At 45.9% G+C, this 12,889-nt stretch carries 12 protein-coding genes; 10 read left to right on the plus strand and 2 right to left on the minus strand.

Going from position 1 to position 12,889, the window contains the following annotated elements; translation table 11 throughout:
* Positions 1-78: 78 nt before the first annotated feature.
* The 3 genes from NST83_RS05320 to NST83_RS05330 all read left to right on the plus strand — a co-directional run bounded on the left by NST83_RS05320 (position 79) and on the right by NST83_RS05330 (position 2,876).
* Complete coding sequence (locus tag NST83_RS05320) at positions 79-1,476, plus strand: helix-turn-helix transcriptional regulator (protein WP_342416852.1); 1,398 nt, start codon at positions 79-81, stop codon at positions 1,474-1,476.
* 235 nt (positions 1,477-1,711) lie between these two features.
* Positions 1,712-1,966, plus strand: coding sequence for an aspartyl-phosphate phosphatase Spo0E family protein (locus NST83_RS05325; protein ID WP_342416853.1), 255 nt, complete (start codon positions 1,712-1,714; stop codon positions 1,964-1,966).
* A 403-nt stretch (positions 1,967-2,369) separates the two neighbouring features.
* Entirely contained in the window at positions 2,370-2,876 is a 507-nt protein-coding gene (locus NST83_RS05330) for a hypothetical protein (RefSeq protein WP_342416854.1), read from the plus strand.
* Positions 2,877-2,991: 115 nt separating this feature from the next.
* Here the strand turns inward: NST83_RS05330 and NST83_RS05335 are convergent, their stop codons facing one another.
* Complete coding sequence (locus tag NST83_RS05335) at positions 2,992-4,218, minus strand: acyltransferase (RefSeq protein ID WP_342416855.1); 1,227 nt, start codon at positions 4,216-4,218, stop codon at positions 2,992-2,994.
* Between the two features lie 198 nt (positions 4,219-4,416).
* Here NST83_RS05335 and NST83_RS05340 point away from each other — a divergent pair, with 198 nt between their 5' ends.
* The 4 genes from NST83_RS05340 to hcp all read left to right on the plus strand — a co-directional run bounded on the left by NST83_RS05340 (position 4,417) and on the right by hcp (position 10,067).
* The gene (locus NST83_RS05340; protein ID WP_137061747.1) at positions 4,417-5,424 is read left to right on the plus strand and encodes a substrate-binding domain-containing protein; all 1,008 of its coding nucleotides are present in this window, start codon (positions 4,417-4,419) and stop codon (positions 5,422-5,424) included.
* Positions 5,405-7,483: a sensor histidine kinase gene (locus tag NST83_RS05345; protein ID WP_342416856.1), complete on the plus strand. Its 2,079-nt coding sequence runs from the start codon at positions 5,405-5,407 to the stop codon at positions 7,481-7,483. The genes NST83_RS05340 and NST83_RS05345 overlap by 20 nt, the downstream gene beginning before the upstream one ends.
* Positions 7,371-8,678 (plus strand): response regulator, encoded by a 1,308-nt coding sequence (locus tag NST83_RS05350; protein ID WP_342416857.1) that lies wholly within the window; start codon positions 7,371-7,373, stop codon positions 8,676-8,678. Before NST83_RS05345 ends, NST83_RS05350 begins: the two co-directional genes overlap by 113 nt.
* Positions 8,679-8,774: 96 nt before the next feature.
* Entirely contained in the window at positions 8,775-10,067 is a 1,293-nt protein-coding gene (hcp, locus tag NST83_RS05355) for a hydroxylamine reductase (RefSeq protein WP_342416858.1), read from the plus strand.
* 47 nt (positions 10,068-10,114) lie between these two features.
* On the opposite strand, the gene NST83_RS05360 is transcribed toward hcp, so the two are convergent.
* Positions 10,115-10,462, minus strand: a complete 348-nt coding sequence (locus NST83_RS05360; protein ID WP_044648031.1) for a helix-turn-helix transcriptional regulator — start codon at positions 10,460-10,462, stop codon at positions 10,115-10,117.
* A 209-nt stretch (positions 10,463-10,671) separates the two neighbouring features.
* Here NST83_RS05360 and NST83_RS05365 point away from each other — a divergent pair, with 209 nt between their 5' ends.
* From NST83_RS05365 to NST83_RS05375, 3 genes are all read left to right on the plus strand, one after another.
* Positions 10,672-11,178, plus strand: a complete 507-nt coding sequence (locus NST83_RS05365; RefSeq protein WP_342416859.1) for a hypothetical protein — start codon at positions 10,672-10,674, stop codon at positions 11,176-11,178.
* A gap of 233 nt (positions 11,179-11,411) precedes the next feature.
* Positions 11,412-11,759, plus strand: a complete 348-nt coding sequence (locus NST83_RS05370; protein WP_342416860.1) for a nucleoside triphosphate pyrophosphohydrolase — start codon at positions 11,412-11,414, stop codon at positions 11,757-11,759.
* Positions 11,760-12,220: 461 nt separating this feature from the next.
* Positions 12,221-12,718, plus strand: coding sequence for a hypothetical protein (locus NST83_RS05375; RefSeq protein ID WP_061829663.1), 498 nt, complete (start codon positions 12,221-12,223; stop codon positions 12,716-12,718).
* Positions 12,719-12,889 lie beyond the last annotated feature (171 nt).

Here is a 12,889-nt window from a genome sequence, read left to right on the forward strand (position 1 = left end):
TACTATTAGTTTCCAAACTCTATTTTTTTGTTGAAATTTGCACTAATTTAAAGTTCATGCTGAAAGGGTGGTTTATCCATGGAAATCACACCTACGATACGAGCAGAAATTCAAACCTATCTAAAACGAAAAGGCTTAACCATGACCGAGTTTGGTCGCATTATTGATTTGAATGTAGGTACAGTTAGTAGCATTGTGACGGGCAATCGTTCTATTTCTGTTCACCAATTGGATTGCATTACTGCGGGAATGAATTTACCACTGGATTATTTTTACGAACGTTACATTGAAGAGTGCATTGAAGAATCTCCACTCAACTGGAAAAAGATCTGCCCATTCCTATACCGATGCATTGAGTTAGGGCGACTGGACTGCTTGCAGCGAGTTGTAATTCTGTTGTTGGATAACCCTACTTATCCGCCGTCGCTCTTTGATGTTGCAGAAAATGTGTACAAAGACGGCTACAATGAAGCAGCGGCATACCTTTATAAAAAGGTGGCTGAAAGTGAGAAGCACCAGCATGCAGAGCGATTGGCGATCTGCCAATATCGCTTGTTCCAAATCAATATTGGACAGGATAGAACTGTAAATCTTCAAGCTGCCACCGAGTTTGCCCCTTTTGTGGATCGCTTGGACGAGATAGAGCAATTAGATGCTTTGAAAGATTTAGCAAACGTGTACAGATCATTAAGCCTGTGGGACAAGGTTCAAGAATTTGCACATCGAATGGGTCGATTGGGACAGCTCCAATATAATTTGGTTCACAACTCCAAGCGAAAAGGAACAGAGCCACGAAAAAAGCTAAGTAGGCCGCTGTTTGTATACATAACTTACGCCGAACTTCTGTGTGCTAGTGCTTGCGATGCAAAAGGAGATCATGAACAGGCATTAAAACACATTCGTCGTTATACCGATCTAAGTTGGGTGAAGGAGAAGGACCCTGATGCGCTTTATTGGAAGCGGCAATATCAGCAATGGGCGAAAATTAATACTTACGTAAACAGACTTATGTCTGGAGATGTTAGCGTCCTGTCGGATTACGTGGAGTACATAGCTGGTGAAAAAGAGATTTTTGCCGAGTTACTAAACGTCATTGAAGTAGCCAACCGATACAATGTGGATGTGGACCATATTCTACAGCGTTTTGAGTCCCAAATTGCAGCTTATCAGGAACCGTCATCTTCTGACATGTATACACAACAAGTTTTACCGGAAGAATACGTACGGTTTTGGTACAAGATAGCTAAGTACAGCCTAAATAAAGGTAGATATCCATATGGTTTCAATTGTTTAATAAACGCTTTTGAAAAAGCTGTTACAATTAATCATGTACTACTTATTGCCAATTGTGTTGGATTATTTTTTCATTTCAAAACACATGCGGCTCCTGAAACACAGGCTCAGTTCCAATCTATTTATGAGGAGGTGTGGGAAAAAAATGATCAAAAGGATGGTTTTCTTCTTGATGGTAACTAGCTTATTGCTGGTATTCACAGTACCAGTGCAAGCTGGAAACCCAAGCTATGGAATAATCCAAACTTATGGACACGTTGGTGGATCTTGATCCAAGTAATCATCTTCATATTCATTACACTGGACCAGCTTATTGCTGGTCTTTTTTTGGATTATTTTGTAATTTATTGGCTCAAAAAAGGACATGAAATATTTGTTCATTACCTCCTAAAATGAGATTCACTAGGAGGTATGCAGGATGAACAGGGATGAAACGTTAACGTTAATTCAACAAATGGAACACGCCAGACAACACTTGCATGAGCTTTACGAAGAGTATGGCTTCGGACACGCTTGTGTACTTGAGCAGTCTATGCTTTTGGATGAACTGATTAATCAGTACAACCGTATGTTTCAGACCAAGAAGCAATCTCACTATGTTTTGGGTCAAATCATTGGCAACGACGATGCTATATTCAGTCCATCCCTCCATTCCTTTTATGCAGAACTGTGATTTCTCCCTCATAACGTTTATCATTATTCTATATAATGACTTATTTTAAAATGAAATACATGTTCATGGAATAAAATGTTATTGAATTGGGGGGATACACACTTTGCATAGCGATTGGTACGATTGTCCAAATTCCTATTTAAAAATGACAATAAAAAAACTTATAATGTAAAATAATACACAAAAAAGCAGAAAGTATAGCTGCTAAATGATATTGCTGTACTTTTGGAAAATCTTTATTAGTCATGTAGCAAAATTGGAACTTATACATACTGGGAGTTGATTAATAAAGACCATTCCTGTCTTGGAAAGAGGTGGGCACTTATTATTCATTCCATTTAATTAGAGTGAGTTCAGATTAGTTTAGATAAAACAAAATTTCATGAGAGAGAAGGCTATGAATATGACAAGTATTAAAAAAGCTTCATTATTATCTGTTTTGTCTTTAGCTGTTGCCATTCCATTAACTGCTTCTGCCGCAGCTACGACCGATCTTGCACCAGCTATAACAGACACAGTACAAGTGACTCAGTCTGCAAATGAATCAACAGCTGTGAATACGCCAAAAACGGGAGATCATGTTATTACTCCTCAGGAAACTAAATCGGTGGTCAATAGAACTCTTCGTAATACAGAGCTTACAGAGGATTTTGAAATTCCCTCAAGATATGGATATGTTAAAGTATGGATACGTAATGACGTCAGCCAACCAATTAAGTTTTCCGTAAATCAAGGTTCACCATCAGGTACGCAGAAGCTTTCTGGAACTGTAAAACCTGGCCAGATTTATAGTGAAGTTAGCTCGAATGCTTGGTCTACCGGTAAGTTTTATGTGAGCCTTACCTCAGGTAATGCTTACATGTCTGGTGAACTCGCAGTTCGTATAGGTACTTCACGGGGAGAATTGTAATTATCTCATAGTTGTATTGAAGATGGATCAGGCCGGCCAATGTGTCGGCCTTTTTCATTAGAGAGGGGCTACCCTCTACACAGTGTCCTTTTTTAGTGTTATAGCATCTTTTTTTCTATGAGCCAACCTCCTGCGTGCCTTTGGAAGTTCGCTTGGAGGAAAGCGGCTGGAGCCGAAACGGCCAGGTCAAGCGCTGTTTGCCTTTCGAGCCGACAATCCAGTGGCCTCCCGGCAGATGGGCGAACAGCCAGCTAATGCCGAGAGAAACACTTGCCACGACGACAAACGTAAGCAGCGTCGCCGTAAAATGATGATCGCCCAGTGAAAGCGGGCGGGTAAAGTAGGATATGAAGGACAGCACTAGCGCATGGGCCAGATACCCGCCGAAGGAATAACGTCCGATCCAGTTCAGCATGCGGCGGAACGGCTCGGAGCGCTGGTCTTTTTGCAAATGGAGCAGCAGTCCATATAACAAAAGCAACTGTGAGACAATCAGCACAAAGGTACTTGGCTTGAGATAGGTGGAAATGTTCAGATTAATCGTATCGCCTGACAGGATCAGCATCGTGTGACCCATGAGCATGAACAGACCAATAAAGACAAATACATTCCACGGCAACGTCTGCTTAGCCAGTCCCCGCCACGTGTCCGTCATATAGGCACATACGGCGCCCAACATAAAATAGAAAAAATACATAATAAAGTTATAGGTGCGGTAATCTAACAAGGCCTGCCAAAAGGACGGCAAATGGGTGCTCCATGCAGACATGTCATAGTAGGACCATTGCAAGAGCAGAGCATAGGCCGCCGCTGCTATCAGCATTACAATCAGAACGAGGTGTTTGCGTTTTTTGGTGCTGTAGCGACGGAGGAACGTTTGTACCTGCCCGGCTGCTTTTGCAAATAAGGGAAACAAAATATAAAACTGAAAAATCATCACTACAAACCATAGATGATATCCGCTGACAGGTATAATCATTTCCTCCAACATGCCCTTGTAAAAATAAATATTTCCCCACTGCGCCGTAGACCAGTTCTGAGTAGATAGCCAATACACAACCGTCCAGCAGAGAAAAGGAACATAAATATCCCGAAACCGCCTGCCAATGTAACGGGAATAGCTAATCGATTTGTTACCGTTATAAAAAAGCAGCGCCGCAGACAGGAAAACGAACGTCGGTGTGCCAAAGCGAGTCAAATGATACAGCATTGCGAGCATAACGGAATCCGGCTGCTGGATATCGCTGCGGTAAATATATTCACCAATGCAATGCTGAAGCACGACAGCGAGGTAGGCAAGACCCCGCAGTTCTGTCCACTCCGCGATACGCGGCTTGCTCATCCATATCACTCCTTTTACAAAAGAAATCGTATACCTTCTCCATAACACAATTTAGGTATTGTAACGCAGGAACATTAGTGCAGGATTAACGCTACCTGAAAGTAAGAGGAGTGGAAGTAGTTCCAATTTGATATGATTGCGTTTACAATCTAAGTAAATTCACAACTTTGGGATAGGCCCAGAAAGGGGGGAGGAAGGGTGAAAAAAACGCTGCTGGTATATATTCTGCTGATTGCGGCTTTTGCGCTCTATGTGTTCAGGTACGAACAATCCGGGCCATTGAAGGGCACTTGGGAGGAAAAAGGACTGCGCGGCAGCATCGGAGAAACGTATATCATGATTACGTTCCAGTCCGGTTTGGAGTATTGGAAAAGCGGGCTAAAGGGCTTTGAGGATGCTGGGGATGCGTTGGGTGTGACCGTCGAGTATCGGGGGGCTACCCGTTATGATGCGCAGGAGCAGACGACCGTGATCGAGCAGGCGATTGCCCGGAAGCCCGCAGGGATTGCGATTTCCGCGATTGATCCACACTCGCTGATCCCGGCGATCAACAAGGCACTGGACGCGGGCATTCCTGTGGTGCTGTTTGATGCAGGGGCGCCGGGCAGCCGGGCTTATTCTTTTTTGGGAACGGACAATTACAAGGCGGGCGTGACCGCTGCGGACAAAATGGCAGAGCTGCTGGGACGGGAAGGCGAAGTCGCTGTTCTGACGTTACCCGGTCAGCAAAATCACGAGGAGCGTTCCCGTGGCTTTCGTGACACCATTCAGCGGCAGTATCCTGCTATGAAGGTGGTGGAAGTGGCAGATGGACGCGGAGATGCGATGATATCCCGGAATGAGTCGCTACGGCTGATGAAGGCGTATCCGAAGCTGGCGGGGATTTTTGTGACCGAGGCGACGGGAGGAACAGGTGTCGGTGAGGCGGTATTGAGCCAAAAGAGCCGTCGTCCGCTGAAAATCATTTCTTTTGATACGAATAAAGCGACTCTGGATATGATCCGTGGAGGGACGATCTCGGCAACCATTGCTCAGGGAACGTGGAATATGGGCTATTGGTCGCTTCAATACCTGTTCCATCTGCACCATCATTTGACGATTCCTGCTCCTTCCTCCTCCGGTGACAACGCCCCGCTGCCCGTACGGGTGGACACAGGAATATCCGTCGTCACACGGGCGAATGTAGATGATTATTATGCGAAATGATGATCAACGGAGATGGAAGCGTATACGCGCATGGTCGGATCAAAGGATGCAGCGTTTGCGCTTGCGCAATATGCCTTTGCGGTATCAGCTTATGCTGTTATTCCTGTTCTTTGGCATCGTACCGTCACTGGGATTGGGCCTGCTGGTCAACTGGACGGTGGAACGGATTATTGAGCGGCAGGTGGAAGACCATACGATGCAGCTCATTGGCAAGGTAAATGAGGCATTGGATACCAAAATGGAAAATTTGCAGAACATGACGTATTTGATTGGCTTTAACCCGGATATCGGGGAGTTCTGGCAAGGACGGACGCTCGCTGACGGTCATACGGGTACAGGAGCGCAGTCGGTTGCGCAGGAGAAACAACAGGAGGAACGGGCACAGGATACGCTGTATGGGATGAAGCAATTTTTACAGGGCTTTACCACGTTATATCCCGAGATTGCAGGTATTCTGATCGTGAACGAACACGGTGACTATATTAGTAACGAAATGTATGCTCGAAGCACGCGCAGCCTGACTCAAGAAGACTGGTATAAACAGGCGGCGCAGCATGCAGGTATTTTTACCGTACTGGGACAGCCGAGCCATCGTAATGTGACGACTCATGTTCAGTACAAGGATAGTGAAATGGTGTCTGTCGTCCGGTCGGTGACGGATTCGGAGACTGGACGTGTGCTGGGCGTGATTATGATTGATCTCAAGCTACGGGCCGTGTCGCAGGCTGCCAGAGATGTAACCCTGGGCAAAACCGGGTATTTAATGGTGGCAGATGCCAAGGGACGCAGCGTGTATATGCCCGATATGCCGCTGATCAAGCGTATTCCCCCGGAATGGTTTGGTGCAGGTGACAACGGGATATTTACTCGTGAAGCTGGAGGAAGGGAATTGTTGTTCATGTTCCGGGCTTCCGAGTTTACGGGCTGGAGAACGGTGGGGGTATTCCCGGCGCAGGAATCAACACTGGAGGTACGACAAATTCAATTCTACGTCGTCTCCTTTGTCTTCATTGTATGTCTGTTCGGACTGACGGCATCTTTAAGGTTGTCGCGTTCGATTGCGCAGCCGATTTTCCGGCTGATGTCCTATATGCGGACAGCAGAAACGGGGGATCTTACGGTTCGCCAATGGAGTGAGCGTGGGGATGAAATCGGGATGCTCGGCAGGAGCTTCAACCGGATGCTGGAGCAAATTCGCCGTTTGATGTCGCTTAGCGAGCTAAGGGAGCGGCAGAAGCGGGATGCCGAGCTACGCAGCCTTCAGGAGCATATCAAGCCTCACTTTTTATACAATACTTTGGACACGATTCATTGGATGGCTCGTAAAAACGGGGCAGATGATGTGTCCGACATGGTAGGGGCGCTATCCAGATTGTTTCGCCTCGGGCTGAGTAAGGGGGATGACTTTATTTCGCTACGCAGCGAAATTGAGCATATATCGAGCTATATGCAAATTCAGCAAACCCGGTATCGGGACAGACTTCGCTGGGAATTAAGCGTACCCGAGGAATTAGGGGAGCTGCTCGTGTTAAAGCTCATGCTTCAACCTGTGGTGGAAAACGCTATTTACCACGGCATTAAGGCTAGACGCGGACCCGGCACGATTGGTGTCGAGGCGCGGATTGAGGGAGATAAGCTGCTACTGACGGTACGTGATAATGGTGCAGGGATGACGGTGGAACGGTTGCGGGAGCTGCGGCATTTGCTGGAAGCACCGCTGTACTCGATGGAAGGACAACAGAAGCCAAGTGGAGCCAGTGTGAATGCGAACGGCAGGAGCTATGGCATGCTGAATGTACAGGCGCGTATACGTCTATCTTTTGGTGAGGAATATGGAATTGTATTGGACAGTGAAGAAGGGGCAGGTACCTGCGTTACGATCATTCATCCGTTGCTGCGGGATATAGCACAATTGAAGAAGCCTCATGATAAAGGAGCGGATCAGGATGACGAAATCACACACCACCGGCACCTCGACAACGACGAGTCTGACGGACAAGAACATAACGGAAGTGACGACGATGACGGCAAAACGTTATCAGGTGCTGATCGCAGATGATGAGCCGATCATTCGTGAGGGCATACGAGATTGCGTAGACTGGACGGCTCTCGGCATGGAGGTTGCGGGTGAGGCGGAGGATGGCGAAGAAGCGCTGGAGCTGGCGGTACAGCTTGGCATCGACATCTTGCTGGTCGATATGAATATGCCGTTCATGGACGGCATTGAGCTGATCCGACGACTGCGGGAAGAACGCCCGGAATGTCGGTGTCTGATCATTTCCGGTCATGATGAATTTGCGTATGCGCAGGAGGCCGTCCGACTTGGCGTGGAGGATTATATATTGAAGCCGGTCGATGCGGAGCAGCTTCACGCTGCGTTGTCGCGGCTCGGTGGGCGGCTGGATGAAGAGCGTAAGCGTGCCGCCTATGTAGAACAGGCCGCCGGGCAGATTGAGCGGAATATTCCGCTGCTGCGCCAGCGCTTTTGTCTGGAATGGCTGGAAGGGCAGAACACGGGAAAGGACGTGATGGAGCAACTGGCGTTTTTACGTCTTCCATCCCGTTCACCCGTTCAGATCGGCGTAGTGCGGTGGCCTGCGGCAGAGGCACGACAGACAATTATGCGCGAGAATGATCGCCAACTGTTTCTTTTTGCCGCTGAAAATATCATTGGCGAGCTGCTGGAGGGCCTGCCGCATGTGTTGTTCCGCGATGCAAACGGGCTGATCGGCATGTGCTTGTGGCAGGAGGCACCCGAAGCCATCGGCGCAACGATGGAGCAGGCTATCGGACGTTACCTGAACATAGCGGTTCATACACATGTGGAGCGAAATGCCCAGGGGCTGGAAGGTGCGGTTGATGCGTTTCAAGTGTGCCGTGATCGTGTGTACGGCGAATCGCAGCTGTCTCCACTCGTACGCCGGGCACGGCAGCTTATTCAGGAAGGCTTCGCAGACCGGGAGATGACACTGGAATCTCTCGCCTCGCGTTTACAGGTATCCGCCGTATATCTCAGCCGTGTGCTCAAAAAAGAGCTAAACGATAGCTTCGTGACCCTCGTCACACGCGCTCGTATCCGCAAGGCGGTGCAACTGCTGGATTCTACGACGTTGTCTATCTATGATATAGCAGAACGTACGGGATACGACAGTCAGCACTATTTTAGCACCGCTTTTAAAAAGACCATGGGTGTTTCCCCTGTTCAGTATCGCAAAGGCGGTGGAATGGCTGTGATCGCGTCGGATCAGGAGTGAGCTGAAAAATGTGTGTGTAATCACACCTATGCGCTTAGGGGTCTGTTACGCTGTGGATAACGAACAAATACCTATCCATATTTGGAGGAAAACGATATGTTTTGTTATCAGTGTGAACAGACGCCGAGTGGCGGGTGTACCGTAGTTGGGGTGTGCGGCAAGAATGAAACGATAGCGAGCTTGCAGGATACGATGATTTTTGCGTTAAAAGGCATTGCGGCCTATGCGACACATGCTCGACAGTTGGGCTATAGCGATCCAGAGGTGGATCGTATCACGCACGAAGCGTTATATATGACCTTAACCAATTCCAATTTCAATGTACAAGAGCATTTGGAGATGGCGATGAAGGTCGGAAATGCAGCCGTACGGATCATGGATGTGCTGGATCATGCGCATACGGATCGTTTTGGCATACCGCAGCCGATTACCGTCAGCCAGAATAAAATTGAAGGACAATGTATCGTCGTGACCGGACATAATCTGTATGCACTGGAGGAATTGCTGCGGCAAACGGAGGGTAAGGGCATTAATATCTATACCCACTCGGAAATGCTGCCTGCCCACGGTTATCCGGCGTTGAAGAAATATGCACATCTAAAAGGGAATATCGGCAAAGCCTGGTACGATCAGCGCAGGCTGTTCGAGGAATTTCCAGGCGCGATTCTCGCCACGACGAACTGTGTGATGCCGATTAAAGGCACATATGCAGACCGCTTCTTCTCTTATGAAGTAGCCGGGCTAGAGGGCGTCGCCAAGATTATGGACGATGACTTTGCACCGTTGATCGAGCGCGCGTTGGCGCTGCCAGCCGCAGATGTAGAATCTGAGCAGGTGCTTACGACGGGATATCATCACGAGACGGTCATCGGACTCGCTCCCGAGATTATTCAGGCGGTGAAAGACGGACATATCCGTCGTTTCTTCGTCATTGCAGGCTGCGACGCACCAGGTAAAGGCGGTAACTATTACCGCGAGCTGGCTACTTCCTTGCCGAACGATACGGTTATTTTAACCACGTCCTGTGGGAAATTCCGCTTTAATGACGTGGACTACGGTACCGTGGGGGACACGGGGATTCCGCGTTATATTGATCTGGGGCAATGTAACAATTCCGGCTCTACGGTGAAAATCGCTCTGGCGTTAGCGGATGCTTTTGGTTGTACGGTGAATGAGCTGCCAGTCAGCATCGTGTTGTCCTGGTTTGAGCAAAAAGCAGTTGCCATCCTGCTAGGCTTGTTCAGCCTTGGCATTCAGGATATCCGCATCGGGCCGAAGCCGCCCGAGTTTATTTCTTCTGGCGTGCTGGATGTGCTCGTAGAGCTGTTTGGCTTAAAGCTGATTACTACCGCAGAGGAAGATATGAAAGCAATGCTGGCGTTGTCGTAGGGGATTGGAATGGGAGGAACTGCAAAGTGCAGTTCCTTTTATTTTTTTCACCGTTCATCAATTCTTGCAAATATGTCCGTAAGAATCTTCAATGCCAGCTCAGTATCTTTGGATTCGCGCGTTCTTAGCAGAGTCAAAATACTTTTTACACTCGAATTTCCTTCGGCAAGCTCATCATTTTCCTTTACATATGTAAGCAACTGATAAACGCCCACGTTCAATGCCTTCGCTATTTTCTCCAGATTTTTCAAAGATATATTTCTCTCTGCACGCTCAATAAAACCGATATAACTCGAATTGAATCCTGCTTTTTCGGCTAAAGCTTCTTGGGAAAGCCCTTTAGACTTCCGAATATCTCGAATACGTGTGCCGACTAAATCTAAAAGTTCAGACATGATTACACCTCTCTATAGTTAGAAGTGTAGAGAAAGAGTTACTTCTAATTAATAACTGTTAATAAGTAAATTGAATTAAAAACTACTATATAGTAATATTTATTGTAATGCTTGTCCGATAGCTAGAAATTTGTATATTTTGATCGTTTCTTATTGGTCCTGCGATGTCCTCACTGTTCATTAAATTAAAATTCAGGAGTTGACTCCCCGTGAAAAATTACTCCTTAAGCAACCACCTACATAGTGATCCAGATTCCATACAGCCTAATCATAGCGACCCCAACATATTGAATTGCATGATGGATTTTCAAAAGCTCGCCCAATATCAGATCAAGCTTGCACAGATCATGCGCAATTATCATCAATTTCACAACTGCCTCATTCTTTGTGACCGGGCGATGTTTTCTATGGCTAAGGCCGTTTATGTTCACCGAAATCAAATCATTCTATCCTCCATTAACCTATCTATAACGGATGTGTTTAGGTTAATCCACACGGATGCTGAGCCGAGTTTGGATATGGTGCTGTTTATGGGTACCGTGCATTATCTTATTTCCGCAGAGGATAATGCACATAACAAGCCAATGAAGCTGGAGGAGGTCGATAGACTGCTTTTTAGAACGGACCATATTTTAATATGTCTATCTCGTCGAATTGTAGCTGATCCTGCTGAGCGGTATCAATCTATTTTTAAAGAAAATCAGTCCATGAAGTAGTTCAGCATTTTGCATAATTCGATTCCCAACGCTTAGAAGTGCAATATATAGACAAACTAGACCGTTTTGATCTATATATTGCTGATTTGAAATCGCTCTTGGGATTTATGCAAAATGTTCAGTTAAATCATATGGTAATAACACCCAACCTTTTCTCACGAATGATATAATGGAAAAAAGGGAGATGTTGGCTGCGACCTCAAGGCTCTACAACAGAAAGGGTGTTATTTCAAATGCCTACATACAACAAGCTGGTGCGGGACCGGATTCCGCACATCATTACGTCTCAGGGCAAGGAATGTCGGACACGTATTTTGGACCCAGAGGAATATAAGCAAGAGCTGAGAACGAAGCTTCGTGAAGAAGCAGAGGAATATTTTGAAGCGGCGAAAGATAAGGACGCGCTGGAGGAGCTGGCAGATATGCTGGAAGTCATCCGGGCGCTGGCAGAAGTACATGGGGCGAATGTGGCAGAGCTGGACAAGCTGCGGGCAGACAAAGCCGAGGCACGAGGTGGATTCCAGGAGCGGGTGTTTTTAATCGATGTCAACGAAGCTGAATGTCAAGCTCATTACAGATAATTTAGCAGATGAGCTGATCGCCGGGATACAACATGCCTCTGGGATTTATATTATGACTTCTTTTATTATGCAATCCGGGGTGAATCGCTGAGAAATTGACTTATCTGCTCTAGTAAGCCTAAAGTCTAGTCAAGTGGTACATATGGAACAAACCTATTTTCTTATATATTATGTATAGTTAACGTTTGATGATTCTTACGTACCTGTCATTGATGGGGTGTTCGTGTGAATTAATTATTCAAAAAAGCTTCTGCTGAAGTTTTGGCGGGAGTTTTTTGTTTGAAAGTATAGGATTAGAGATCGTCATATTCTTCCATTTGATGATACAATATAAACATGATTCAAAAGGACTATTTCAAATACGATGTTTCGTTTAATCAATTGTATTTCTTATATTTACGAACTTCGTGAATATTCCGTTATGTGAAATCAGCTTAAATAAGAGAGAAAGAGTGAGATAGATGATTCAAAGCAGATATTTATTTGTATCTCGTGCAGGCAAAGTTATAAAGATCGCCCGACCTAAAGATCATAAGCATAAATCTGTTCCTCAATTAGCAGGTGAGGAAGTACTTGAAGTGATCTTATATTACAGGAATAAAGACAGGAAGCCGCATAAACTACTTATGGTGGAATTTGATAGATTCCATTTAGATTCGGACGGAAATTATAAACAGACAGAAGAAGATAGAAAAAGAGCTATTCATAATTTTCTTTCTTTTGGGATGGCTGATTTGCATGAAGGAATAGAAGTAGAAGATAAGCCACTACCTATACCTGTTGCGCCGATAATTCCGACGACTGCTGAGAAAAAATCATTATACGATTACATAAATGAGAAACTACCCAGTTTTTCAGATGATGCTCCTTATGTAGTGGAAAGTAAAATTAAAGCTGCTAAAGAGAAATATGAAGAGTTTAAAAGCATGGCAAAGAAATCAAACAAGCTGTCTAAGTAGTTCGAAGAAGAAGCAGACATCACATAACATAACATAACATTCACGCTGCGGACATTCGTCCTTGGCCCGGCATGCGCCGGACACCCAGCATATGCTGGGTCGTGAATACAGAAACGTTATACGACAGAATCAAGTACAAGACTAAAAAAGATAAAGCTAAAATATCTAAAT

Origin of the sequence: Paenibacillus sp. FSL R10-2782 (assembly GCF_038592985.1) — a bacterium.
GTDB classification, from domain to species: Bacteria; Bacillota; Bacilli; order Paenibacillales; family Paenibacillaceae; genus Paenibacillus; species Paenibacillus terrae_C.

Coding starts and splice junctions, on each gene's coding strand:
- NST83_RS05320 (WP_342416852.1), top strand. CDS start 79: ATGGAAATCACACCTACGATACGAGCAGAAATTCAAACCTATCTAAAA.
- NST83_RS05325 (WP_342416853.1), top strand. CDS start 1,712: ATGAACAGGGATGAAACGTTAACGTTAATTCAACAAATGGAACACGCC.
- NST83_RS05330 (WP_342416854.1), top strand. CDS start 2,370: ATGACAAGTATTAAAAAAGCTTCATTATTATCTGTTTTGTCTTTAGCT.
- NST83_RS05335 (WP_342416855.1), bottom strand. CDS start 4,218: ATGAGCAAGCCGCGTATCGCGGAGTGGACAGAACTGCGGGGTCTTGCC.
- NST83_RS05345 (WP_342416856.1), top strand. CDS start 5,405: ATGATTATTATGCGAAATGATGATCAACGGAGATGGAAGCGTATACGC.
- NST83_RS05350 (WP_342416857.1), top strand. CDS start 7,371: ATGACGAAATCACACACCACCGGCACCTCGACAACGACGAGTCTGACG.
- hcp (WP_342416858.1), top strand. CDS start 8,775: ATGTTTTGTTATCAGTGTGAACAGACGCCGAGTGGCGGGTGTACCGTA.
- NST83_RS05360 (WP_044648031.1), bottom strand. CDS start 10,462: ATGTCTGAACTTTTAGATTTAGTCGGCACACGTATTCGAGATATTCGG.
- NST83_RS05370 (WP_342416860.1), top strand. CDS start 11,412: ATGCCTACATACAACAAGCTGGTGCGGGACCGGATTCCGCACATCATT.
- NST83_RS05375 (WP_061829663.1), top strand. CDS start 12,221: ATGATTCAAAGCAGATATTTATTTGTATCTCGTGCAGGCAAAGTTATA.